17 protein-coding genes and 3 pseudogenes are annotated in these 24,624 nt (G+C 49.4%); 13 read left to right on the forward strand and 7 right to left on the reverse strand.

The features are described 5' to 3' along the window. The first annotated feature begins 51 nt into the window (after positions 1–51). The 9 genes from AC6B99_RS00700 to AC6B99_RS00740 all read left to right on the forward strand — a co-directional run bounded on the left by AC6B99_RS00700 (position 52) and on the right by AC6B99_RS00740 (position 10,552). Entirely contained in the window at positions 52–567 is a 516-nt protein-coding gene (locus AC6B99_RS00700; RefSeq protein WP_496662519.1) for a phage tail protein, read from the forward strand. Between the two features lie 41 nt (positions 568–608). After that, complete coding sequence (locus tag AC6B99_RS00705; protein ID WP_056031064.1) at positions 609–1,106, forward strand: phage tail protein; 498 nt, start codon at positions 609–611, stop codon at positions 1,104–1,106. An 18-nt stretch (positions 1,107–1,124) separates the two neighbouring features. Then, positions 1,125–1,658, forward strand: a complete 534-nt coding sequence (locus AC6B99_RS00710; RefSeq protein ID WP_496662520.1) for a phage tail protein — start codon at positions 1,125–1,127, stop codon at positions 1,656–1,658. A gap of 184 nt (positions 1,659–1,842) precedes the next feature. Then, positions 1,843–6,834 carry an FN3 associated domain-containing protein gene (locus AC6B99_RS00715; protein WP_496662521.1) on the forward strand — a complete coding sequence of 1,664 codons (4,992 nt, stop codon included), beginning with the start codon at positions 1,843–1,845 and terminating at the stop codon, positions 6,832–6,834. A 221-nt stretch (positions 6,835–7,055) separates the two neighbouring features. Beyond that, a complete protein-coding gene (locus AC6B99_RS00720) occupies positions 7,056–7,487 on the forward strand; it encodes a GntR family transcriptional regulator (protein WP_056031055.1) in 432 nt (143 codons plus the stop codon). Beyond that, entirely contained in the window at positions 7,480–8,169 is a 690-nt protein-coding gene (locus AC6B99_RS00725; RefSeq protein WP_056031052.1) for an ABC transporter ATP-binding protein, read from the forward strand. Before AC6B99_RS00720 ends, AC6B99_RS00725 begins: the two co-directional genes overlap by 8 nt. Next, complete coding sequence (locus AC6B99_RS00730; RefSeq protein WP_496662522.1) at positions 8,166–9,008, forward strand: hypothetical protein; 843 nt, start codon at positions 8,166–8,168, stop codon at positions 9,006–9,008. The genes AC6B99_RS00725 and AC6B99_RS00730 overlap by 4 nt, the downstream gene beginning before the upstream one ends. 11 nt (positions 9,009–9,019) lie before the next feature. Beyond that, positions 9,020–10,261: a hypothetical protein gene (locus AC6B99_RS00735; protein WP_056031045.1), complete on the forward strand. Its 1,242-nt coding sequence runs from the start codon at positions 9,020–9,022 to the stop codon at positions 10,259–10,261. Positions 10,262–10,300: 39 nt separating this feature from the next. Further along, positions 10,301–10,552, forward strand: coding sequence for a hypothetical protein (locus AC6B99_RS00740; RefSeq protein ID WP_494864799.1), 252 nt, complete (start codon positions 10,301–10,303; stop codon positions 10,550–10,552). Between the two features lie 97 nt (positions 10,553–10,649). On the opposite strand, the gene AC6B99_RS00745 is transcribed toward AC6B99_RS00740, so the two are convergent. Continuing rightward, the gene (locus AC6B99_RS00745; protein ID WP_496662523.1) at positions 10,650–11,540 is read right to left on the reverse strand and encodes a helix-turn-helix transcriptional regulator; all 891 of its coding nucleotides are present in this window, start codon (positions 11,538–11,540) and stop codon (positions 10,650–10,652) included. Between the two features lie 482 nt (positions 11,541–12,022). Between AC6B99_RS00745 and AC6B99_RS00750 the strand changes: the two are divergent. The 3 genes and pseudogenes from AC6B99_RS00750 to AC6B99_RS00760 form a co-directional block, all read left to right on the forward strand. Continuing rightward, a pseudogene (locus AC6B99_RS00750) lies at positions 12,023–15,787 on the forward strand (DUF5695 domain-containing protein); the annotation flags it as partial. A gap of 189 nt (positions 15,788–15,976) precedes the next feature. Then, positions 15,977–17,620 (forward strand): annotated as a pseudogene (locus tag AC6B99_RS00755) (LamG-like jellyroll fold domain-containing protein); the annotation flags it as partial. 18 nt (positions 17,621–17,638) lie between these two features. After that, complete coding sequence (locus tag AC6B99_RS00760) at positions 17,639–18,067, forward strand: S-layer homology domain-containing protein (protein WP_496662687.1); 429 nt, start codon at positions 17,639–17,641, stop codon at positions 18,065–18,067. Between the two features lie 115 nt (positions 18,068–18,182). Here AC6B99_RS00760 and AC6B99_RS00765 read toward each other — a convergent pair whose 3' ends face one another. From AC6B99_RS00765 to AC6B99_RS00780, 4 genes and pseudogenes are all read right to left on the reverse strand, one after another. Further along, positions 18,183–19,307 carry a metallophosphoesterase gene (locus AC6B99_RS00765; protein WP_496662524.1) on the reverse strand — a complete coding sequence of 375 codons (1,125 nt, stop codon included), beginning with the start codon at positions 19,305–19,307 and terminating at the stop codon, positions 18,183–18,185. A gap of 162 nt (positions 19,308–19,469) precedes the next feature. After that, on the reverse strand, positions 19,470–20,636 hold the full coding sequence (locus AC6B99_RS00770) for an RNA-guided endonuclease InsQ/TnpB family protein (protein ID WP_496662525.1): 1,167 nt from the start codon (positions 20,634–20,636) through the stop codon (positions 19,470–19,472). A 9-nt stretch (positions 20,637–20,645) separates the two neighbouring features. Next, positions 20,646–20,723: pseudogene (locus tag AC6B99_RS00775) on the reverse strand (IS607 family transposase); the annotation flags it as partial. Between the two features lie 106 nt (positions 20,724–20,829). Continuing rightward, positions 20,830–21,453: a LysE family transporter gene (locus AC6B99_RS00780; protein WP_494864883.1), complete on the reverse strand. Its 624-nt coding sequence runs from the start codon at positions 21,451–21,453 to the stop codon at positions 20,830–20,832. 229 nt (positions 21,454–21,682) lie between these two features. On the opposite strand from AC6B99_RS00780, the gene AC6B99_RS00785 reads away from it, so the two are divergent. After that, positions 21,683–22,312 carry an NUDIX hydrolase N-terminal domain-containing protein gene (locus AC6B99_RS00785; RefSeq protein ID WP_494864806.1) on the forward strand — a complete coding sequence of 210 codons (630 nt, stop codon included), beginning with the start codon at positions 21,683–21,685 and terminating at the stop codon, positions 22,310–22,312. An 82-nt stretch (positions 22,313–22,394) separates the two neighbouring features. On the opposite strand, the gene AC6B99_RS00790 is transcribed toward AC6B99_RS00785, so the two are convergent. Continuing rightward, positions 22,395–22,760, reverse strand: a complete 366-nt coding sequence (locus tag AC6B99_RS00790; protein ID WP_494864808.1) for an S-layer homology domain-containing protein — start codon at positions 22,758–22,760, stop codon at positions 22,395–22,397. A 72-nt stretch (positions 22,761–22,832) separates the two neighbouring features. Beyond that, on the reverse strand, positions 22,833–24,608 hold the full coding sequence (locus tag AC6B99_RS00795) for an ABC transporter substrate-binding protein (protein ID WP_496662526.1): 1,776 nt from the start codon (positions 24,606–24,608) through the stop codon (positions 22,833–22,835). Between the last annotated feature and the right edge of the window lie 16 nt (positions 24,609–24,624).

Genomic DNA, 24,624 nt, shown 5'->3' on the forward strand with positions numbered 1-24,624 from the left:
CACCTATTGTTTTTCAGCAGCTTTAAATGTTCAATCGGAGGGGATTATAAAATGAGCGAGGCTTTTATTGGTGAAATTCGCATGTTCGCTGGTAATTATGCTCCACAGGGCTGGGCGAAATGTGAAGGCCAAATTTTATCTATATCAGAGAATGAAACGTTATATATGCTATTAGGGACTACCTACGGTGGTGATGGCATGTCGACCTTTGGACTACCGGACTTGAGAGGTAGGGTTCCCATTCATAAAGCGACCAATTATCCCTTAGGCATGAAGGCAGGAACAGAAAACGTCACACTCTTAACTACTCAGTTACCTACCCACACTCACTTACCCCAAGTAGTCCAAACTATGGGCAGTGCCTCTTCTCCTCAAAATAATACCTGGGCGAAAGCAGCCGTATATTCCACAGGTCTTGATAGCAGCAACAATCCACTTCCACAGGCTCCTATGAATAACAACAATCTTTCTTCCTTCGGTGGCAGTCAGCCCCATAACAATATGATGCCTTCCTTGACCGTTTCTTTTATTATTGCACTTTTCGGGATCTTTCCACCCCAGTCTTAATTGTTTTATAGATCTCATTCTTTTTATATAGGAGGTTGAAAATGAATCCATTTGTTGGCGAAATTAGAGTGTTCCCATTTGGTTTTACACCGAAGGGCTGGGCTCCATGCAATGGGCAATTATTGCAGATATCAACAAACACAGCGTTGTTCGCCGTTCTTGGCACGTATTATGGCGGGAATGGAAGGGATAATTTTGCGCTTCCGAATTTACAAGGACGGGTTCCCGTTCATGTCGGACAGAATATTCCACTTGGTAGTATGGCAGGGGAAGCCAATCATACTTTAACGGTAAACGAGATGCCGATGCATACGCACCAGCTCGCTGCCTCCTCGGAAACGGCTGATCAAATATCTCCAGCGGGGAATGCTTGGGCAGACACACCTTATACGCCTTATGCGCCTCCTTCTGCGAACGTCACTATGAATGCAGGCGCTATCGCCACTGCAGGTGGCAGTCAGCCGCATAACAATATGCAGCCATTTTTGGCGCTGAATTTTTGTATCGCTATTACAGGAATATACCCACCAAGAAGTTAAAGGAGGCAGCCTTATCATATGGATGCATTTACAGGGGAAATACGCATTTTTGCGGGGAATTATCCACCAAATAATTGGGCGTTGTGCAATGGAGCTATACTGCAGATTCAATCCAATTCTGTTTTGTACTCTATTATTGGCGCGCAATATGGCGGAAATGGATCGACAACCTTTGCTTTGCCTAATTTAATGGGGATGGCTCCATTGGGACAAGGAGCAGGTCCCGGGCTTACGCCAACAACGGTAGGCGAGCAGGGTGGAGACGCTCAAGTAACGCTTCTCTCTACTGAAATTCCTGCCCATACACATGCTGCTAACGGAATTACGGCGGAGCAAAACTCCGATGATCCAGCCAATCATTATTGGGCGGAGACGAAAGCATCAGGACGGCCAGCCGTTCAGCGGCCGCTATATAAAGCAGCAAATAATACGCAAATGAATCCACTAGCGCTTACGCCAGCAGGCGGCAGCCAGCCGCATAACAATATGCAGCCGTATTTGGCAATGAATTTCATAATATGCCTTTATGGAGAATATCCTCCAAGAGGATAGAGGAAGCACAGGCTGATTGAGATGGGATAGTGATGGAAGTCTCTCTTTTGAGAAAAAGAGTGATTACTTGTGGCGGGTGCAGGAGATCTCGGCAGATGCCGGATATAGCACCCGCTTTTTGAGTGGACTAGTGAAGTTTGTAAAAAGTATGAAGATTTCTATTAGAACAAGGGGAGATGCGGTTATGAGGCATCAATTAGCGGGGCAGAAGGAAGGCAAAGTCACGATGAGGCGAGGAGAGTTTGGCAGCCCTATCAAGCGAGTTGCCGTTATGCTGCTCGTGCTTGCCGTTATGCTTAATCTGCTTCCGGCAAGTCTGAATGCAGCTGCGGGGACAGCGGATGGGACTTATGATTTTGGTGATACCTTAGGGGTAAATGATTCAGGCGGAACGGGCTTCAGGAAGCAGGGAGATAAGTTTGTCGTAACAAATGGCTTTGAACAGGACGGAACTTCTTTATACTCGGCGCATATGACGACTCCGAACACGACTGGCGAGCTCGTCATTAAGGCGGAAGGGCAAAATGTACTGAGCAGCTTTACCTTTAACAATTTAGGTATTTCTGCATATTCTGGTTTTCCGTATCCCCCCCAACTTAGTTTGCTTAGCATTACTTTAAAGGATGCTGGAGGCACAGTGATTGCTACGCGCTCGAACACAGGTAACGTTAACCTGCATGAGGGCGGAGTCATTAAGAAGTTTCAGGTTTCGACTTTATTAGGTAATGGAGCCTCGTACAACTACTCGAATGTTGCTTCTGTAACGCTTCAATGGCGCTTCTCAACTAGTGACGAGCCATCCAACTTGAACATTGATGATATTACTCTGACCAATATGATTAGCCCTGTCCCTCAAGACACCCCGACATTCAATCCGGCGGCGGGAGCAGTCGCGTTAGGAACAGAGCTGGAAATTGTATCGGCAGGAGCCGAGCATATTTACTACACGACAGATGGAAGCACGCCAGCGACAGCTGTAGGCGGCTCAACGCTGGAATATAATGCGGCAGCGAAGCCGACAATTAGCGCAGCGGTGACCGTGAAGGCAATTGCGACGAAGACAAATAAGCTTAATAGTGCTGTAGGCAGTGCAAGCTATACACAAGCTGCAACTGCGAATTTGACGGGCCTCGCGCTAAGCGGCAGTCCGAGCGGCTTTGCTTTTGCCGGCGGCACGTATGCGTATAACGGAGTGACAGTCGCGAATGGTGTTGCGAGCGTACAGGTGACACCGAGCGGGGCAGGCACGCTGACCGTAGACGGAACGACGGTACTGAGTGGAGTAGCTTCGACGGCAATTACGCTTACGCCGGGAGTGGAACGCACGATTACCGTTGTCGCAACAGAAACGGGAAAAAGTGCAAAAACGTATGTCATTAAAGTGACACGTGAGCAGGTAACCCAGGAAACGCCAACGTTTAACCCTATAGCGGGAGCGGTCGCTTTCGGAACGGAGTTAGAGATTCTGTCAGCAGGAGCCGACCACATCTACTACACGACGGACGGAAGCACGCCAGCGACAGCGGTAGGCGGTTCGACGCAGGAGTATAATGCGTCAGCGAAGCCAACGATTAGCGGAGCAGTGACCGTGAAGGCGATTGCCACGAAGGCGGGCAATTTGAATAGTGCTGTAGGCAGCGTGAGTTATACGCAGGCAGCGACAGCGAATTTGACGGGCCTCGCGCTCAGCGGCAGCCCAAGTGGGTTTGTGTTTGCTGGCGGAACGTACGCGTATAACGGCGTGACGGTAGTGAATGGTGTTGCGAGTGTAACGGTAACGCCAAGTGGATCAGGCACGCTAACCGTAGATGGAACGACGGTAGCAAGCGGAACAGCTTCGGCGGCGATTACGCTTACGCCGGGAGTGGAACGCACGATTACCGTTGTAGCAACGGAGACGGGAAAAAGTGCAAAAACGTATGTGATTAAAGTGACGCGCGAGCAGGTAGCGCAGGACACCCCAACATTTAATCCAGTGGCGGGAGCGGTGGCTTTCGGCACGGAGCTAGAGATTATATCGTCAGGAGCCGATCACATTTACTACACGACGGACGGAAGCACGCCAGCGACAGCGGTAGGCGGCTCGACCCTGGAGTATAATGCAGCAGCGAAGCCGACGATTAGCGCAGCAGTGACGGTGAAGGCGATTGCCACGAAGACAGATAATCTGAATAGTGCTGTAGGCAGCGCCAGCTATACGCAGGCAGCTACGGCGAATTTAACAGGCCTCGCGCTCAGCGGCAGTCCAAGTGGTTTTGTGTTTGCAGGTGGTACGTACGCGTATAACGGCGTGACGGTAGTGAATGGTGTGCCGAGTGTAACGGTAACGCCAAGTGGATCAGGCACGCTAACCGTAGATGGAACGACGGTAGCAAGCGGAACAGCTTCGGCGGCGATTACGCTTACGCCGGGAGTGGAACGCACGATTACCGTTGTAGCAACGGAGACGGGGAAAAGTGCAAATACGTACGTCATTAAAGTGACGCGCGAGCAGGTAGCGCAGGAAACGCCGACGTTTAATCCAGCAGCGGGAGCCGTGGCCTTCGGTACGGAGCTAGAGATTATATCGTCAGGAGCCGATCACATCTACTATACGGTAGATGGAAGTACGCCAGCGACAGCGGTAGGCGGCTCAACGCTGGAATATAATGCATCAGCGAAGCCAACGATTAGTGCAGCAGTGACAGTGAAGGCGATTGCGACGAAGACAGACAATCTGGACAGTGCGGTTGCGACCGCGAGCTATACGCAGGCGGCGACAGCGAATTTGACGGACGTTGGGCTGAGTGGTGCACCAAGCGGATTTGTTTTTGCAGGCGGGACGTATGTGTATAACGGCGTGACGGTAGACAATAGCGTCGCGAGCGTAACGGTGACGCCAAGCGGAGCGGGCACACTGACCGTAGATGGAGCGACGGTAGCAAGTGGGGCAGCTTCAGCGGCGATTACGCTTACGCCGGGGGTGGAACGCACGATTACTGTTATGGCAACGGAAACGGGAAAAAGTGCAAAAACGTATGTGATTAAAGTGACGCGCGAGAAAGTAGCGCAGGCAAAGCCGACATTCAATCCAGCAGCGGGAGCAGTCGCTTTTGGCACGGAGCTGGAGATTGTATCGGCTGGAGCTGACCACATCTATTACACGACGGACGGGAGTACGCCAGCGACAGCGGTAGGCGGTTCAACGCTTGCGTATAATGCGTTGGCGAAGCCGACGATTAGTGCAGCGATGACGGTGAAGGCGATTGCGACGAAGGCCGATTATTTCGACAGTGACGTCGAAAGCGTTAGTTATACGCAAGCAGAGGCAGCAGACCTCATTAATCTTTCCTTAAGCGGCAGTCCAAGCGGTTTTGTGTTTGCCAGTGGTACGTATGATTATATCGGATTGACAGTCCCGTATAACGTCTCCACTCTTACCGTGACGCCAAGCGGAGCCGGAACAATTAAAGTGGATGGCGCGACGGTAACAAGCGGTATCGCTTCTGCCCCAATTAGTCTGAATGCTGGCGTAGAGCAGACTGTATTGATTGTTGTAGAAGAAGCAGGAAAACTTTCTAAAACCTATACGGTGAAGGTGACGCGCTTAAATATTCATGTTCCTGGCGTACCTACTGGTGTCACAGCTACCCACGGCAACGCACAGGCAATCGTTAGTTTTACTGCCCCTGCCGATAATGGGGGGAGCCCAGTGAAAGGGTATGAAGTGACAGCGATGCCAGGAAATATTACAGCTTCTGGTATCAGCAGCCCAATAACGGTGACGGGACTTACGAACGGAACCAGTTATACGTTTACAGTAAAAGCACTCAATATTGCGGGCAGCAGTGCCCCGTCTGCTCCGTCTAATGCGGTAACACCGGCTGCTCCTTCTAGTGGTGGAGGCAGCAGTGGAGGCTCTAGCAATCCGAGTACGCCAACGACTAAAAGCGTAAATGTCCTTATAAACGGAATTGTGTATAACATAGGCTCGACTTCAACTGCGATGGTCAACAATCAAAGCGTAACGACATTGACCGTCAATCAAGCAGCGTTGAACAGCAGGCTTGCGGACGAAACAAGCGGAGTTGTCGTTACGTTTCCGGTAGATATCCAATCGGGTGCGTTGATTGTGAAGCTCAATGGGGATAATGTGAAGGTACTGGAGCAAAAACAAGCTCTTGTCAAAATTCAAACGGGAAGCGCCACTTATACGCTTCCTGTTGAGCAAATTACAGGCTCTTCTGATATACGAGAGCTTCTAAAGCAAACAGGGCTGGAACAATTGGAGTTTCAAATTGAGGTGGCAGCACTAACTCCAAGCAGGCTGCAGGAAGTGAAGTCAGCCGCTGCAAAGGGTGGCTTCGAGCTTTTTGGAGAGCCGTTTGATTTTACCGTCAAGGTTGTCAATGGGACGACACGGCAGGAGATTGCAAAATTTAATACTTATGTAGAACGTGAAATAGCGATTCCGAGTACTATTGATCCACAGCGAATTACAACGGCGATTGTGGTCGAGGCAGATGGCAGCATCCGTCATGTTCCAACAAAAATCGTACAGGTGAATGGCAGTTATTGGGCGAAAATATTCAGCCTTACTAACAGCACTTACGCTTTAGTCTGGAATCCAGTTAAGTTCCAAGATGCTGCTGGACATTGGGCTGAGCAGGCAATTAATGATATGGGCTCGCGTATGGTCATCAGCGGTGTAGGTAGCGATCGTTTTAATCCGAATGCGCCCATTACCCGTGCTGAATTTGCGGCTATTATCGTAAGGGGTCTGGGGTTGAAGCTGGAGACCGGGGCTTCCGGATTCTCTGATGTGCAGGCCGGCGCTTGGTATAATCAGGCGATTCAAACGGCTGTTGCCTACAAGCTGATTAATGGCTTTGAGGACGGAACCTTCCGGCCCAATGAGCCAATAACCCGCGAACAAGCGACGGTCATTATCGCCAAAGCAATGGCCGTCACCGGACTGAAAGCGGGATTGCCAGCGGGAAATACAGATGATATATTACGGCCTTATGCCGATGCGAATGAAGCGGCAGTGTGGGCGAAAAGCAGCCTTGCAGACAGCTTGCAGGGCGGAATTATTTCAGGCCGATCGGGTGCGCAGCTGGCCCCTAAAGCTTTTATCACCAGAGCGGAAATTGCAGTGATGGTGCAGAGGCTGCTCGCTAATTCGAAGCTGATTTAATAGTTTAAAACATTAAAACATGAAACAGCCCCTGAAGACTTATGTCTTCAGGGGCTGTTTGCGCTGCGGCAACCCGTAAAATTATATTTGATAAGCGCAGGGCTGGGTTTTTCCCTATTTTTTAACAAACGCTTGACATAGAAACGTATTATGCGCATAATACACTTAAAGTGTATGAACTACTTGGTACACACACTGGAACAAGAATGAGAGGTAACGGGATGAAGACAAATGAAGGCTGGACGGAAGTCGCTTTCAATGGCCGTGACCCGGTCTACTTGCAGGTCGTCAAGTTTTTTAAGGAGCAATTGGTCATTGGGAAAATGGAAGCCGGACAAATTATTCCCTCGCGAAGGGAGCTCGGCGCACTGCTCAAGATCAACCCCAATACGGCGCAGAAAGCTTATAAGGAAATGGAGGAACAGCAGTTGATCGTAACAGAAGGAAACTCGCCAAGCCGGATTACTACGGACGAGAACGTATTGCGGGCTATCCGCGCGGAGCTGATAGGCGAGGCTGTGGAGGCATTCGTTGCCTCTGTTCGTAAAATCGACGTTCCGGTGGAGGAGCTGCTGGAGCTGGTCAAGCATAAGTATACGGAAGATAAGCAGCTGAGTGGCGAGAAGCAGGGGGGAGGCGCGCAGTATGATTGAGGTGCGGGATATACATAAAAAATATCGTCGGCGCAAGGTGCTTGATGGTGTCTCCTTTCAAATCGAGAAGGGTGAAATTACCTGCCTGATTGGCACGAATGGAGCGGGCAAATCGACCATTATGAAAGCCATTATGGGGCTGACGCCGATCCGCAAGGGCGAAATCACAATGGATGGGCAAAAGCTTGGCAAGGAGCGGTATGAGAAAATTTCTTTTATCCCGGATCATCTGACGATGCCGCCTGCGATGAAGCTGGATGAAGCGATGGTATTCATGGCGGACTTCTACCGCAGCTGGAATGAGGATCGGGCCAAGGAGCTGATGACATTTTTTCAACTGGAAGGGAAAGAACGGATCGGCCATTTGTCCAAAGGGACGGCGGCGAAGTTCAATCTGCTGCTGGGACTTGCGCTGGATACCGAATATGTGCTGATGGATGAGCCGTTTTCCGGCATTGATATGTTCAGCCGAGCGCTCATTACGGAAGTTTTTTCGAGCCATCTAATTGAAGATCGCGGTGTGTTGATTACGACGCATGAGATCGCAGACGTTGAACATCTTATTGATCAGGCCGTGCTGTTGAAAAATGGTTCCGTTATCCGCAATTTTAACTGCGAGCAGCTTCGTATGGAGGAAGCCAAGTCAATTGTGGATGTCATGAAGGAGGTGTATCAGGCTTGAAGTTTTATTTGAAGCTGGTACATATGGAAGTGCACCGTTTTCGCTATTTGCTTGGCGGATTAATGGCGTTAACGCTTCTCATGCAATTTGGCGTAGTGCTGCTGTGGTCTCTTAGTGAGCGCAGCATTAGAACAGGCCCTGGCTGGAGTGAGAAATTGAATACGTATCATCCTTTCTCTGAGACCGGGAAGCTGACGTTTAATGAGCTGATGTTCAACAATCAATTTTGGTTTTCCTTTCCGGTACTGATCAGCATTGCAGTTATCGCCGGTTATGTTTTTCTCATTTGGTACCGCGATTGGCTGGGGCGCGATACGTTTATTTATCGGCTGCTGATGCTGCCGAGCAATCGCGGCTGCATTTACGCAGCGAAGCTGACAGCGATTTTGCTGTTTACGTTCGGACTGGTCTCCTTCCAGCTGCTGCTGCTTCCGCTTGAAATGATGCTGTTCAATTTGGTTATACCAGAAGCGCTGCGCGATCCTTCCTATTTGTCGCAGGCGATTTTGCAAAATCAAGCACTGAAAGTGCTCATTCCAGGCCAGTTTGATGCATTTGTGATGGCCTATGCGATTGGGATTTTGACCGTACTTGCTGCTTTTACGGTTATTTTGCTGGAACGAAGCTATCGGGTTATTGGCATTGGTTATGCTGTTATTTATTTGTTCGTATGCGGCGCCGCGCTGCTGGCTCCTATTACTTTGCAGCGGCCGGGGAATACGGCTTCCTATTTATATCCAGGGGAAACTTACTCTATTATGCTGGCGTTGACCGTCATTCTCGTTTTGGTATCCGTATGGCTTAGCATCAGACTGTTAAATAAAAAGATTACCGTGTAAGGAGGGGCAAGATGAAACGTTATATCACTACGCTGGCGCTCGTCCTGCTCGCAGCAGCAGGGTTCAGCACGTATTACGCTTTTGGCTCGGCAGACCATTTGCCGGAATATCGATTAGAGACGCTGGAAGGGGATGCGAATGAAGCGGCTAATCTGGTATTAGTCGGTTCGTATATAGGCGGGAAGGGCTCGCAGCCTCTAAATTTAACTGTACACGGCAGTGAGTATCGAAGCAGGAAGTCCCTTTATGAATCGTATATAACTGATGCTCGTGAGTGGTTTTATGAGCAAGAGGGCATGAGAGAGCTTATTGAAAAATATCCCGCTTTCATGCGGGGCAAAGCGGAGATAGGCAGCTTTTATCAGGATCAGGACTGGCTAGCCTACGCTGAAATTCCATACAATTCGGCTACTAGTGACCCGGAAGGAACGATAGAGGTAGAGATGCTGAATCGAAGCACTGGCAAGGTCGCAGACTATTCGATTGCATTAACTCCTTTTTCTCAGCAAGGCATGAGAGAGCATGCAACCATATATGATGTACAACTGCAAGCAGATGGTCTTCATGTGATGGTAAACCAATATGAAACAGATAATAGGCCATCAGGAGCAAAACAGTATTTTGATTATATAATCGATTCGGATAGCGGTCAGCTCATTAAAAGGATTGCCCTGGAATTTCTAGATGCTGCTGGGACCAAGCTGACTCCCCTTTCATCTGCAGCCACCCAAAATGATTATACAGCACCAAATGATTATTTTGTTTTAAGTATCGTTACGCAGGAACAGACGGGAGAAGCCAACAGCAGCAGCGTTCCGACAAACGTTCCGGCAGAACTTTATGTGTATTCGTATAAGAGCGGGATAACGCAGCGCTTGCCGGATGAAATGCAGAAATTGGATGCGCGTAGAATGGGGGGGCGCTACATTTCAGGCGGTGACCTCTATTTTACAAATTACAATGAGACGCTGATTGCGGTATCACGTTATAGTCTGGAAACAGGGGAAAGACGAGGTGAGACTTGGTCACTGTTGTCAAGCCAGATTGGCGAGGGCGAATTGCAGAGCTTTTTTATGAATGGAGAGCGTCTGTATGTTTTGCTCGGTAAGGAAGATGCTCGAACCGTTGTGGTAATGAATGCTGCAACTGGCGAGCCATTATATAAAGGCAGTGTGACAGCTGAGGGCAGCGAGGAAGAGAGACAGATCGCATTAAGCGATATGGCGCTAAATAATATGAGCATTAAAGAATAGACTAGCAAACATCCCAAATAAGAGGGTGAGGTGCAAGGCATGCAGGCAGCAGCTAGCCTGGATCATACGGTCGAGGCGCTCAGAGAGCTGGAAACTTGGAGCTATCAGTTGGCCTTTTATATTTTGCAGGATGAGCGGCTTGCCGCTGAAGCGGGCAAACAGGCGCTGCTTGCCATTGGCCAAGAGCAGGCCTTTCATCTCCAATCCCCCGCTGAGCGCCGAGAGAAAGTGAAAAAGATGATTATGCGCAAAGCGCTTATTGTAAGCGCAAGCAGCGGACGCCGTTCATAACGGTGTCCGCTGCTTTTTCTATTATTTTTATCGTTTTTTCTATTGCATCGACAAACGGGGATCGGCTCCAAAAACAGCAAGGCCACTCACCCTTGCACTAGGAGACGGGGGAATGCACCTGCCGATATTTGGACGGGGACAGCCCTTCGCGCTTCGTAAAGTGGGAGGTGAAATGGGACGTGTGGACAAAGCCGACCTCCTCGGCGATTTTGCCAATCGGATAGGAGGTTTGCGCAAGCAAACGCTTCGCCTGCTCCATGCGATAGACTAGCAAATATTCGACGGGCGTTACACCATACATCTTGCTCATACATTTGGCTAAATAATTAGGATGATAGTTTAAGTGAATTTGCAGCATTTTATTCGTAATGGGGAGTGCATAGTTTTGGCGGATGAACAGCTCAATCTTTCTGGCAAGAGCGGCGGTCGTAGAGTCTGAGGCTAGAGCCGGCTCCTCCTTCAATTCATGCAATAAGGCTTGAAAATGATCCTGCCTTTTCCAATTGCGCAAGGTGGGCGGCGCCTGCTCCAGCTGGGAAAAATGGCCCAGCAGGCTGAGAGCCTGAGCGGACAGACTTCTGTGTTTTTGGATAAAAATAGAGCTTAAATCGCGGTTGTGCAAATAGGCTTTTGCCCGGTGCGACTCCATGAGTGAGGCTTGCTCTTCAGCAGCAGTCTGCAACGATTCGCTTGTGCGCCAGCTTCCGAAAATTTGAAAATGAATCCAGACAATTTCGGTAGGCTCCGTGCATGGGGCAAAGCCGTAATGCAGCGCATCGGGGCGCAAAATGAGCATTTGCCCCTGCTTCAGACTCCACTGCTCCTCCTCCTCGCTAATAAATAAGGTGCCACGGGTGACCGCAATTAGATCAAAGACGCCAATGCTTCTGCGTCTAATATGCTGCTCGCCCGGCGCGTAGACGTTTGTACCACAATCGATAATGCAAGGAACCGGCGGTGTGATAAAATGCAAAACGGTTGGTTTCAACGTGCACCTCCATCATACTTGAGTCGGCTTTGTATGAATGAACAGCTTCGTTTTTTCTCTATCATACTCAAGGCGGCTCACAAACTCAATCGAAAAAATAGAAGGCAGGCAACTTGCGCAAAAAAAGGTTACACGTTTAGATTTTGGAAATCAGGTTGCGAATATGATAGTTTTGGTTGAAATCATTAAATCCTATTCAAAAATACCGTGCTATGATAATAAAAAAGCGCTTACATATGCTTGTGAAGTAAGCGGAAAGGGGTGCCTGCTGTTTCCTATTTGAATGAGGAGCTAGAATGAAGGAGCGGTTTCTCACTAAAAATCTAAACGATTAACAAGGAGGCTGTTTTGTGATAAAGAAGAGATGGAAGACGTTAACGGCTAGACGGACCATAGCTTTATTTTCAGCAGTAGCCATTATAGCGGGATTATTTAGTCCATTAATCGGGAAGGCCTGGGGTGCGGAAGCAGAGGGCGGCGGCTTGCAGGTGGAGATCGGAGAATATGGCGAAATCAGCTCGCTTAAAATCAAAGGCGATTTATACCCGACGGAATATGTGATGAACAAGACGGTAGCGCCGGAGCAAAATACAGCCGATCACCAATGGATGGGCGAGCTGATGTTTACGTATCGCTTGGGCGATAACGGGCAATGGAAGGAAGTGTCGACCAATCAATCAGGTGATGTGCGGCAGATCGCAAGAGATGGCGATGTGACAACCGTGACGTATGCGGGGTCGCAAAATGCTGGAGGCATAAAGGATTTCACTTTGGTGGAAACCTACACGCTAGAGGAGGATGGAACGCTAAACTGGACCATTCATCTGACGAATACGAGTGGGCAAAAGCTGGAGATCGGCGATTACGGCGTACCGCTTCCTTTCAATGAGCAGTGGAATTACGGGGATGCGATTTATGAAACGCGGGTCGTGAGCCACTCCTTTGTTGGCAATAACAGCTCATATATGACGGCAAGCCGTCCTAGCGGACTAGGCTCCTACCTGCTGATGACGCCGGATGCGCAGACGAAGGCCGGCTTTGAATACCAGGATCGGTGGCGGCAGGAGGAACGCCCGAACAGCAAATGGACGGGAGAAAGCGGCAAGTGGATAGAAGGGCTGAACGTCTATTACATTCACTCTAATGTGATCAAGAAGACGAACCGCGGCTATTTGCCGAATACAAGCCTCATCCTGGAGGCTGGGGCTGACAATCAGTATGGCTTTAATTTTCATGCTGTTGCTGATGAGCATCAAATGAAGCAGAAGCTGTATGAGGAAGGACTGGTCGATGTCAGCGTCGTTCCCGGCATGATCGTTCCGACTAATCAGAAGGCGAAGTTCGATTTGCGTACGAAGCAGACGATTAACTCCGTTAAAGATGATGCGGGCAACGACATTCCGCTGGTAGAGAGCAAGGCTGGCGACCATCATATTTACGAGCTGCAAATGACGAAGCTGGGGCCGAACGATATTACAGTCAATTATGGGGATGGCCTCAGCACCGTTTTGCAATTTTATGCGATTTCGCCTATCGATGAAGCTTTGGCGGCGCATTCTGAATTTATGGTGGATTCCATGCAGTGGCAGGCGCCAGGCGAAATTTATGACAAAGTGTTTGACGACTGGATGATGAACACGAAGAAGAAAATGGGCAATTTCAACGGCTATTGGGGCTGGGGCGACGATTGGGGGCTGACGCATGGGCAGTTTCTGGCGGAGAAAAATGCCCTCGATCCGGTGGCGAGAGAGGTCAAGGCAGTCGACGAATATTTGGAGACGGCGATTTGGACAAATTTGATGAACGGGCATCATGACGATTATTTGATCCATGACTTTTTAATGCCGGAGCCGAATACGACGCCGACCTATCGGGGTTATGCGTATCCGCACATTTACAACACCTTCTTCAGCATGTATAAAATCGTTAAAGAATACCCTGATCTCATCGACTATGAGCATGATGCAAATACGTATTTGCTGCGGGCCTACAATATTATGAAGGCGCTCTACGAAGGGCCGGTTGCCTACAACTGGAATACGGGATTGATGGGCGAGCTGACGACGCCGGCGATTATTCAAGCGCTGCAGGATGAAGGCTACGTCGTCGAAGCCAGCGATATCATTGGGAAAATGGCAACGAAATATAATAATTTTAAAAATACGAAGTATCCGTACGGCTCGGAATACAGCTATGACAACACGGGCGAGGAAGCGGTCTACACCCTTGCCAAAATGCAAAGCGATAATGCGGCCGAGCAGCTCAAAGCTCAAGAAATGATGGGCAAAATTAATGCCAAAACACGGGCCTCGCGCGGCCATATGCCGGTGTGGTATTACTACACGGACCCGGTTACGATTACGGGCGAAAACTGGTGGAATTTTCAGTACACCGTATCGCTCGCCGGTTATGCGATGGATGACTGGATTCGCTATCAGTCAAGCGGCAACCGGGAAGTAGAGCAGCGGCTTTCTTATGCGGCGAAAATCGCCAACATTGGCGCTATCAACACGGGACAGATCAGCGACGATCCGGCCAACTATGGCGCTTCGGCATGGACGTATCAAGCGGAGAAGGGCAATCTTGGCACGCTTGGACATGGCGGTGGCGCATCGCTCCCACTGCTTAACGGCTGGAGAGGCATGACGGGAGAATCCGACCTTGGCTTGTTCGGCGCTCTGCAAATTTTAAGCGCGGACGTTGCGATTGATCCGATTTTTGGACTGACAGGGTATGGAGCGAATGTGACGGAGGATAGCGGTTCTTATTCAATTGAACCGATAGATGGGCTTTATAAGAAAATAAATCTGATTACCGAAAAGCTGTATTTGACGCTTGAGCGGGACCAGTTTACGCATGCGGAACTGTCCAAAACCAAGGATGCAGCTGCGCTGAATATTAAAAATCTGACGCCGGGTACAGCGCATCAAGTTCATTTGACGCTGGAGGGCTTGAAGCCAGGAGCCTATGCCGTAACGGTGGATGGGCAGCCAGCAGGCAAGCTGAATGCGTTTGGGGCAAAAGCGATTCTTGCGGTAGATGCGCCAGCAGCCGCAAATTATACGGTTGAGCTGAGTGAAACGACGCCAGATCCGAATACAGCGCCAACGGTTCATGCGGGTGATGATCAGGAGATTCATTTGTATGATGATTTGGTGCTGAAAGGCAGTGTGCAGGATGATGGCCTTCCGGCCGGAAAGCTGACGGTGCAGTGGAGCATGGAATCCGGCCCCGTGGGCGGTGTGGTGGACTTCGGATTTGCGACCTCGTCTGTAACGACAGCCCAGTTTAATGAGCCGGGTAATTATGTATTAAAGCTCAGTGCAGATGATTCGGAGCTGAATGCCAGCGATACGGTGAGCATTACCGTTAATCCGCCAGCGGCCCTTCCGGACGTTATTGCAAGCTATAACTTTAATGAGACGTCGGGCACGATTGCCGCAGATTCTTCTGGCAGCGGAAAGGATGCTTCCCTTAAAGGCACGTCTGCATGGGCAAGCGGCCGCTCAGGCAACGCCGTCAAAGTAGGCGGTACGGACGGTTATGTGCTGCTGCCGGACAATGTGCTGGGACTTACGGAGAAAATTACGGTTGCGGCTTGGGTGAAGGCCGATCAATTGAATGATTACTCCCGATTGTTTGATTTTGGCACAGGAACGCAATCCTATATGTTTTTGGCGCCGAAGGTAGGCTCCTCGATGCAATTCAGCATAACGACGGGCGGAAACCAGCCGGGAGCCGAGCAATCGATTACCGGACCCGCGCTGACTACGGGCGAATGGAGGCACGTAGCGGTAACGCTGGATGGTTCGCTGGGCATTTTGTACGTGGACGGCGCAGAGGTAGGACTCAATGACCATATGACATTAACGCCGAGAAGCCTCGGCAAAACGAAAAACAACTACATCGGCAAATCGCAGTATAGCGATCCTTATTTAAATGCCAGCGTCGATGATTTTCAGCTGTTCAGCCGTGCTTTAACTGCGGCGGAAATTGCGGCAATGGTTGCTCCGCCAGTTGATGAAATCGAACGCATTGAAGAGGTGCAGGTGTCCACTCCAGTGGACGTAGCTCCGAAGCTGCCAGCATCGGTTAAGGTTTATTTGAAAGATGGAAGCTCCATTGATGCATCGGTGAGATGGAACGACATTCAGCCGGAGCAGTACACGGAAGCGGGCAGCAGCTTTACGGTAAAAGGCCTCGTTATTGGCACAAGCTTGGAAGCGACGGCAAATGTAACGGTAATGGCCCGAGAAATACAAGGTTATCCTTCGCTCGTTGTTCGCTACAATTTCGATGAGACGGAAGGAACGATCGTCCAGGATGCATCCGCTTCGGCGCTGAATGGCACGATTAACGGAGAATTGGGCCGGGTAAACGATGGACATACCGGAGGAGCGTTGCAGTTTGATGGCGTTTCTGGCAATTTTGTAGACGCGGGCAATAGTGCGGCTTTGCAGCCTAGCAGCTTGACACTGTCCTATTGGATTAAACGGACAGAAAATATGAATGACCGCGAAAATGTGCTGCTCTGGTTCAAGCCGGAGAGCAATTATGCAGGCAATGGCTTTTTCTTGACCTACAATGGCAACTCGAGCATTTTTTATGTCGATGGCGCCAACGGTTTTTATGTTAAGCAATCGCCGAATGATTTTCTGCCGCTGAATGAATGGACGAATGTCGTCATTACATTTGATTCCGCGACCGGCGAACGGGCGATTTATAAAAATGGGGTGGCGCAGACGCTGGGCACAGACGGCACACCGAGGAAGATAACCGCTACTGCGGATATCAAAAAGATCGGCGTATCCGGTTATGGCAACGGGGCGCAGCTGCATGCGGGCCTTGATGATTTCCGGATTTACAATGGGCCGATGACGGCCTCGCAAGTGAAGGGTCTGTATGAGGGCAAAGATATTAAAGGCGTAGATCAAGCAGCAGCAGCAACGACCGTTGGCACTGCGCCAAGCCTCCCGGCAAGCGTTCAAGTGACGTATGAGAACGATGCGACTGGAACTGCCTTTGTCGTCTGGGATGCAATAAACGCGGAGCAATATGCGGCAGAAGGCAGCTTTGCTGTTGCGGGAACGGTTGATGGAACCTCGCTCCGTGCGGAGGCCATTGTGACGGTGACGGAAGCAACGGTGGAACCGACGCCGACGCCGACACCAGCACCAACCGATACGCCGGTGACGCCAACACCGACACCAGCACCAACCGATACGCCGGTGACGCCAACGCCGACACCAGTGCCAACGGATTCGCCAGTGACGCCATCGCCAACGCCGTCACAAACTGCGACACCAGCACCAGCAACGTCGAGTCCGACTACATCATCGACGCCAACACCAGCAACGTCGAGTCCGACTACATCATCGACGCCAACACCGTCACCATCGGCAACGCCACTACCAGCAACGAATCAAGTGGTGACGGGCAATGAGCTGGCAAGCGGCAATGGCGGGATCGTTAAGCTTCAGCTTGCCGCTGGCAAGAGCAAGCTTGTACTTCCCACGAATGCCGGCACATTGCTGGGAACTTCAACACTTCGAGTAGAAAGCAGCGGAGTAGTGCTTGAAATTCCAGCAAGCGTGCTTGCGGATTTGGCAAAGCTTATTGGAGCAAATGAAGCTGCAACAGCGCAAATTATTTTGTCTTTGGATAGGCTGGAGCAGAACGTTCAATCCGGCAGCTTAAAATCATCCGGGGAAGCTTACGCGTTTACTTTGCTGATCCGCACAGCAAATGGTACGGAGAAGGAGCTGGCCAATTTCTCCTCGCCAGTCGGCATTCAATTGAGCTATAACGCGAGCGCGGATGAAGAAAATCTGCTGGGCATTTACTGGTACAACGAAAACGATCAGAAGTGGGAGTATGTCGGCGGCAAAATCGACAAGGCTGCCAAGCTAATCAGCACCTCCGTGCCTCATTTCAGCAAATATGCGGTCATGTCTTATGAAGCAGCTTTCAGCGATGTGCCTGCTTCGCATTGGGCGTATGATGCGGTCCGTTCATTAACGGCTAAGCATATCGTCCTCGGGCTTTCAAATGAACGGTTTGCCCCGCAAAAAACGACGACCCGCGCTGAGTTTACAGCGATGCTTGTCCGGGCGCTCAAACTGGATACCGCTGTCGCTGGCACAACTGGCGCAGAGCAAAAGTTCGACGATGTATCATCTGACAACTGGTTTTATGATGAGGTAGGGGCAGCGGTAGCTGCGGGACTCATTCAAGGGAAGGATGCACGGACGTTCGCTCCGAATGAAGCGCTGACGAGAGAACAAATGGCTAGCATTATGGCCCGAGCTTGGGCGATGCTGAATGATGACGAGCAGTCTGCCAACCAAACGGCTCTGGACTTCGCAGATGCAGGCGACATATCGGAATGGGCAAAGCAAGCAGTAGCTTTAGTTACCGAGCTGGAAATTATGAATGGCAAAAATCAAAATCGTTTTGATCCAGCTGCTATTGCAACGCGGGCTGAAACGGCCCAGGTTATTAACAAGTTTCTTCAAAAGCTGGAGTAGTCAGTAAAGATAGCGATTGACGTAATAATAGGGTCGTCAAGCCATACGAAGAAGAGCCATCCCGATTCATAGGGGATGGCTCTCTTTTTTGCATAGATATGGTTCAATCAAAGCTCTATTCTGCATCCGGGCTGCTGAACGTCACGTTGATTTCCACGATTTCGGAGCGGGAGCCGAGACGAATCGGCGGTCCCCAGAAGCCGAAGCCGGAGGAAACGATCGATTGCAGCTTTTCCTTTTTCAAATAGCCCCAGTCATTCTCGAACACGAGCTGCGTAATGAAATTCGCCGGAAATATTTGGCCGTGATGCGTATGGCCTGACACCATCAGATCGACACCCAGCTCATCGGCAATATCAAAATCGTAAGGCTGATGCTCCAGCAAAATGAGCGGCTTGGCGGCATCCATGCCTTGAACGAGCTCACTCAGCGGAGCGCGCTCCGTATCGGAATGATCCTTGCGTCCAAGCAGCATGAAACGGTCATCAATGGTAACTGACTCGTCATACAGCACCTTCATGCCACCCGCTTCAACGGCGTTAATAATGTCCTCGATATGCCCATTATATTTATCATGGTTGCCGAGCGATGCGTACACACCGTAGGGCGCCTCGATCGTTGCCATGATTTTATCAATCCCATTGTCCAAATACGGCTGGATTTGATCATCCAAAATATCGCCAGGAAACAGCACGATATCCGGCTTCAAAGCATTAAGGCGCTCGACGAGACGGACGGCATGATCTTTCCCGGACAAAATGCCAAAATGCATATCGGAGGCCATGACGATTTTTAAAGTGTTTTTAGCTGGATCGCTGTCCTGTGCGCCTTTGGGAATCGTAATATCATACGTGCGGACAACGGGGCTGTAAGCTAGAAACGAACCGTAGCCGAGCAGCGCTAGGAGCAGGACGGGGACGGCAATGCCGGACCATTTGGACACCGACTCGCGTGGCAATGACGTAAAGCGCAGCAGTCGTGCGATGAGCTGTACGGAAGGAATAATGAGCAGCAATAAGCAGAAAATAGCGAGCCAGTACATGCCAATCGCAATTAAAATAGCATTTTGCGTAATCATCGCGATGATAAAAGTGCAGGGCAGCGCAGCGGCCACGACCGTATAAATGAGCTTGCGGGCCCTCGTATGCAGCGGCTTAAGCCACCGCCAAATGCTCCAGCTTTGATAAAAAACGAGCGAGCCGAAAACGGCAAGCATGACAATACCCATAACAATAAACATGATAACTCTGCTACTTAAAATATGGACAAATATATCCATATCAAGAATATTCCTTCTTCAACGCGCCTGTTCTCGACAAACTACCGTCTACTAACATTTGATATAGCGCTCCAAAGGCTTAAATTCCCGACTAGCCATCGGTACATATCTACATGGACTTGTTTATGCCACTTTATAGATTTTAGCGTTTTTCAGATTCACAGCAGCATTCCTATCTCGATCCATCTCGTTTCCGCAATGATTACAAACATAAATACGATCTGACAATTTCAAGTCCGCTTTCTTATGTCCACAACAACAGCAAAGTTTAGAGGAAGGGTAGAAACGATCAACCATTCTCAATTCAATCCCATTAGCTTTACATTTTACATCGAGTTTAACCTTGAATGGATGGAAGCATTGCTGTGCTACTGCTTTTGCTAAATGCCGATTCTTCATCATTCCTCTAATATTCAAATCTTCAATTGTAATATAGCGTGGTTTTTGCTTTACAATTGTATTAACGGTTTGGTTAATATGATTTTCTCGAATATTTGTGATTCGCTGATGAAGTTTCTGTACCTTCAGAACTTGTTTTTGGATATTTTGTCTAGTAGCAGTTTCCTCCTTTTTGTTTTTAGATTTTTTATTACTTTCGTATTTTCTAGAAAGTTTACGTTGTTGACGCTTTAACGACTTCTCCAACTTTTTCATGTTGAGTATTTTGTTTATATTCTTAACTGGTTTATTTTGATTGGATAGAATAGCAAAATCTTTAATTCCTAGATCAATTCCAATACCATCACTATAATTAGCATTTGTCTTCTCGATCTGCTCATCTACTAAAACAGACACATAGTATCTTCCAGCTCTTTGCGAGAGGGTTCCACTTTTAATGATTGATTTTGTAGGCAAATAGCCAAACTCTTTTAACTTTACCCATCCAAGTGTAGGTATTTTGATTCTGTGACGTTCGCATGGAATGATCATCTTCGCATCATTCTTAACAAAGTACATCTTAACATCTTGATTCTTTTTCTTTTTGAATCTTGGGAATTTACTTTCGCCTTTAAAGAAACGTTTATAGGCTTTTTCGGCATTCATAACAGACTGTTTCACTGCTTTAGCATAAACCTTTTTAATCCATGAGTATTCAGGATGGCTGGGAATGAACTCATTATTAAGCCATTTAGAGAAATCTATTCCTGACATAAATTTATCGCCATTTTTGTATCTTTCTTGATTATGTGCAAGATAAAAGTTGTAGACAAATCTGCAAACACCGACAGTCTGATTGAAAATTTGTTTTTGTGAGTCGTTTAGTTGAATTTCCGTTTTGTATGATTTCATTTGAATTCATCCTTCATTATCCCATCTTTGAAGTGTCTTTACGGATATATTTAACAATTCAGCGAACTCTTTAGGTTTGTAATTTTTGTTTTCCGTATATACAGTTTATTACTCTTGTATATGTTTATCAACATTATTGCTTACTGTTTAGTAACTCCCTTTTATGTCTCTTTCTATGTTTTTACGTAATTAGTTATTTTCTGCTGAAGGCGATGCTAAGGCCAATTAGGCCGAATACGGAGCCTTCGACGATATTCAGTTTGCTGGACAGGCGTGGACGTTTGAAAATAAACCGGCGCAGCACATCGGCAAACATGCTGATCAGCGTAAAAATAACGATGGCTTGCAGCACAAATATGAGTCCCAGCGCGATCATTTGCAGAGAAGCATAGCCACTTGACTCATTGACGAATTGCGGCAGCAGCGCAAGAAAAAACAAGGAAACCTTAGGATTCAGCATGCTCATGAAGATGCCTTTTTTGTATAAGGAGGCATAGGCCAGTTCATCGGCGGTGCCAAGCGCGAGGGGCGATTGCTTTTGCCGAAAAGCTTTATAGGCCAAATAAAGCAAATAGGCGGCACCGGCATATTTCACGACGGCAAAGGCAACTGCCGATTGGTAGACAATTGCGGAGATGCCGAGAGAGGCTGCGGAAATATGGGCGAAGAGGCCGGTGCATAGGCCAAGCGTTGTGATGATTCCTGCTTTTTTGCCACGGGCGATGCTTTGGGTGAGCACGTACAAATTGTCTGGTCCCGGCATTAAGGTAAGCAGCACCGCAACGCCTAGAAATGATAAGAGGGAAGCCCATTCCAAGGTCAACACATCCTGTTCTATCAAAAAGTTACTTACTTCCTTTAGTATACTAGGAACGGCTCCCCGATCTCAATCTATACACTTTACTAGAGTCAACCGCGTGCCAAGCTAGAGGGAATGATAAAGGCAAACACTGCGTTTCATGATATTATTGTGAAAGCATTCAAGGGTTTATTGCAAGCTAGACAAAGCGATTAAAGCCAGATTTAGAAATATGGAGGAATGTGGAATGAACCATTCGTCAGATGAACAGTGGCTGGACTGGGTAAAACGGGTTCAAGCACTTGCGCAAAATGGGCTTGCCTATTCGGAAAATGCTTTCGATATTGAGCGCTATGAGGAGCTTCGGGCTATTTCGGTTGACATGCTGGCGTTTGCAACAGGCATAGGCCGGGAACAGCTAAAGCATACTTTCGCCAGCGATACGGGATATGCGACGCCGAAGGTCGGCATTCGCGGCGTTGTTTTCCAGGATGAGCGGATTTTAATGATCAAAGAAAAGCAGGATCAGGCGTGGGCGCTGCCGGGAGGCTGGGCGGATGTTGGCATTTCTCCTTCTGAGGTTGCAGTGAAGGAAATTTGGGAAGAATCCGGCTTTAAGGTTAAGCCAAAGCGGCTGCTAGCGGTGCTGGATAAAAAGAAGCACGAGCATCCACCAGATATTTATCATATTTACGACCTGTTTATTGAATGTGAAATTATTGGCGGAGAAGCGGCAGTTGGGCCGGAGACGACCGATGTTGGTTTTTTCACGGAGGATGCGCTGCCTCCATTATCGGTGCAGCGCAACACCGAGCGGCAGATCAAGATGATGTTCGAATTTTTGAAGCAGCCGGATAAATCGGTCGTGCTGGATTAATCGAAATAAGGGCAGCCCTGCCAGTAGTTTTTAACTACTAGCGAGGCTGCCCCTATTTGATAGGCTGAGTTGGATTCAACGATTAGTTTTTAGAGAGGAGATTGTACAACACCTGTGCCACCTGAGCGCGCGAGGAGACCGTTTCAGGGTTGATTTTGCCACCTGATCCTGTAATGATTTCATGATCGGCCAGCTTTTGAATAGCCTCTTGTGCATAATCGGCAATCTGGTTCGCATCACTGAAGCGGGATAAGGACGTGTTTGCGCTGCCTTCAGGCAGCTCGCCAAGCTTGTCAAGCGAGCGGTACAGCAGCGTAAACAGCTCCTGCCGCGTAATTTGGTGATCCGGCTTAAACTGATTGTCGCCTACGCCAGTAGTAATGCCAAGACGTTTTGCCGCAGCCAGGTAGCCCGTATAATAGGTGCCAGAAGTTCCCTTGTCAATCATTATTTACTTAACCTATTGAAATTGTCGGATATAGTGGAGGAGAGCTAGCTGCAATCCTGCCAGATCCCCTTATTATTTTTTAATCCATAGCTTAGAAAAATCCAGCCAGCCGAAGGAATCGATAGCCAGCCCTTGAAGGGCTAGCGGCAGCTGCGTCTGGAACCGGGAATGGTACAGATAAAGCAGCCAATTATCCTGCCGCAGCCACTGCTCGGCTTCCTCAACAATTTGGGCGCGCTCGGCAGCGGTTGGGAGGCTGACATAGCGGGCAAGTATGCTCCGCAGCTGTTCTCGCTGTTCCCTAGTCAAAAAATGATTCAGATTGCTGTCTTCATTATAGAAAAGCCGCAGCAGACCTAGCTCTGTATCGTTTTCCAGTATTTCAGTTGCCAGCATCAAATGGGCAGATTGCGCGAGCTTTTGGGGCGAGACCTCGGCAATGACATAGGGATGTAGGTTCAACTGAAGGCCGATAGCAGCTGCCCGCTGCTGCAGCCAAAGCATGTCCTGCTGCTCAACAGGCCTCCCGTGGTAATACAGCTCAATGGCTTCACCGGCATAGCCGCTTTCTCGGAGCAGCGCCTCCGCATCAGCCAGCGAGCCGGATTCATAGGAAGCGAGCTCGCTGCTGGCAACTAGAAAGCTGTTGGCAGGTACGGCGCGATTGCCTCCGAGCTCCGCAATCAACAGCTCGCGGTCAAGCAGCAGCCGCAGCGCTTGGCGGAAGGAAGACTGATGCTGGATGCCCGGCATGCTGAAGTTGAAAACTAAATAGCGGCAGCCATCAAGCAAGGAGTCCATCGCTCTATTATTTTCCGCAGCATGATCACCGGATGCGGCGTCCAAATGCGGCAAGGAAAATTGCCGCTCCCGAGGCGCATCCGAAGGAATATGCCATACTTCCACGAGGTCAAGCCAAGCCCGCTCGCGAAAATAGTGGTCGAACGCTTCAAGCCGCAGCACCTGCGCTGCATTTTCCACCATCTTGAAAGCGCCTGTCCCAAGCATCTTTTTCTCAGAAAATGGTTCATTATGCGGCAAAATCGACATGGCCGCACAGCTGAGAAAATGCAGCAGAAACGGATTAGGCTGCCGCAGCCTGAAGATCAGGCAATAATCGCTGACGATTTCAATGTCCACGATATCCTCATATTGCCAGCAGGAGGGAGAATGGACCTCCCGCAAACGCTCCAGCGTGAATCGCACATCCTCGGCCGTTAGAAGCAGCCCGTGGTGGAAGCGGACCCCTTTGCGCAAATAAAAGGTCCATGCCGTGTAATCTTCGTTGTTTTCCCAAGCGTGGGCAAGGGAAGGCAGGAAGCGCTGCGACGCCGAATCAAAGTCGATCAGGCGGCTGTAGATCTGCTCGAGTAGAAACACCTCGGTAACGGTAAAAGCAAAGGCTGGATCAAAGATGCCCAGCTTCCTCGTCACGGTAACCCGAAGCACGTCAAGATTGGCGGCACCTGCCTGCTCCAGCTGGAAGCCCATGCGATTTTCCAGCATGGCGCGCAGCTTGTCACGCAAGGCAGGAGGCAGCTCGTGGCTGGAGATGAAAGCGATGGCCTCCTTCATTTTTCCCTTAGCAAGCAGCTCGTTGAAATGCTCCGTCAGTACATCCTCCAGCTCGCGGATAACCGTCAATTGCGAAATATGGCCGCGTCCCACCCCCGCGCTCCACGCCGCAAAGCCTTCCTCCACCAGCCTGCGCAGCACCAGCTTGACGTTGCGAGGCGTACAGTTCAGCACCTCAGTCAGCTCGCCAATCGTAATCGGTATCGTTGCGCCTTTGTGCTGCTTGCCGGGCAGCGACAGAAGCAGGCTAATATAATGCTCTTTATGTTTCATCCTATACAATCCGTCC

The sequence above is a fragment of the Paenibacillus liaoningensis genome, from assembly GCF_059609455.1.

What these genes read in the sequence shown, in the direction of transcription:
- AC6B99_RS00760 (WP_496662687.1), top strand. Translation starts at nt 17,639, where the DNA reads ATGCTTGTCCGGGCGCTCAAACTGGATACCGCTGTCGCTGGCACAACT.
- AC6B99_RS00710 (WP_496662520.1), top strand. Translation starts at nt 1,125, where the DNA reads ATGGATGCATTTACAGGGGAAATACGCATTTTTGCGGGGAATTATCCA.
- AC6B99_RS00700 (WP_496662519.1), top strand. Translation starts at nt 52, where the DNA reads ATGAGCGAGGCTTTTATTGGTGAAATTCGCATGTTCGCTGGTAATTAT.
- AC6B99_RS00790 (WP_494864808.1), bottom strand. Translation starts at nt 22,760, where the DNA reads ATGATTGACAAGGGAACTTCTGGCACCTATTATACGGGCTACCTGGCT.
- AC6B99_RS00720 (WP_056031055.1), top strand. Translation starts at nt 7,056, where the DNA reads ATGAAGACAAATGAAGGCTGGACGGAAGTCGCTTTCAATGGCCGTGAC.
- AC6B99_RS00740 (WP_494864799.1), top strand. Translation starts at nt 10,301, where the DNA reads ATGCAGGCAGCAGCTAGCCTGGATCATACGGTCGAGGCGCTCAGAGAG.
- AC6B99_RS00715 (WP_496662521.1), top strand. Translation starts at nt 1,843, where the DNA reads ATGAGGCATCAATTAGCGGGGCAGAAGGAAGGCAAAGTCACGATGAGG.
- AC6B99_RS00795 (WP_496662526.1), bottom strand. Translation starts at nt 24,608, where the DNA reads ATGAAACATAAAGAGCATTATATTAGCCTGCTTCTGTCGCTGCCCGGC.
- AC6B99_RS00770 (WP_496662525.1), bottom strand. Translation starts at nt 20,636, where the DNA reads ATGAAATCATACAAAACGGAAATTCAACTAAACGACTCACAAAAACAA.
- AC6B99_RS00725 (WP_056031052.1), top strand. Translation starts at nt 7,480, where the DNA reads ATGATTGAGGTGCGGGATATACATAAAAAATATCGTCGGCGCAAGGTG.
- AC6B99_RS00765 (WP_496662524.1), bottom strand. Translation starts at nt 19,307, where the DNA reads ATGTTTATTGTTATGGGTATTGTCATGCTTGCCGTTTTCGGCTCGCTC.
- AC6B99_RS00785 (WP_494864806.1), top strand. Translation starts at nt 21,683, where the DNA reads ATGAACCATTCGTCAGATGAACAGTGGCTGGACTGGGTAAAACGGGTT.
- AC6B99_RS00705 (WP_056031064.1), top strand. Translation starts at nt 609, where the DNA reads ATGAATCCATTTGTTGGCGAAATTAGAGTGTTCCCATTTGGTTTTACA.
- AC6B99_RS00735 (WP_056031045.1), top strand. Translation starts at nt 9,020, where the DNA reads ATGAAACGTTATATCACTACGCTGGCGCTCGTCCTGCTCGCAGCAGCA.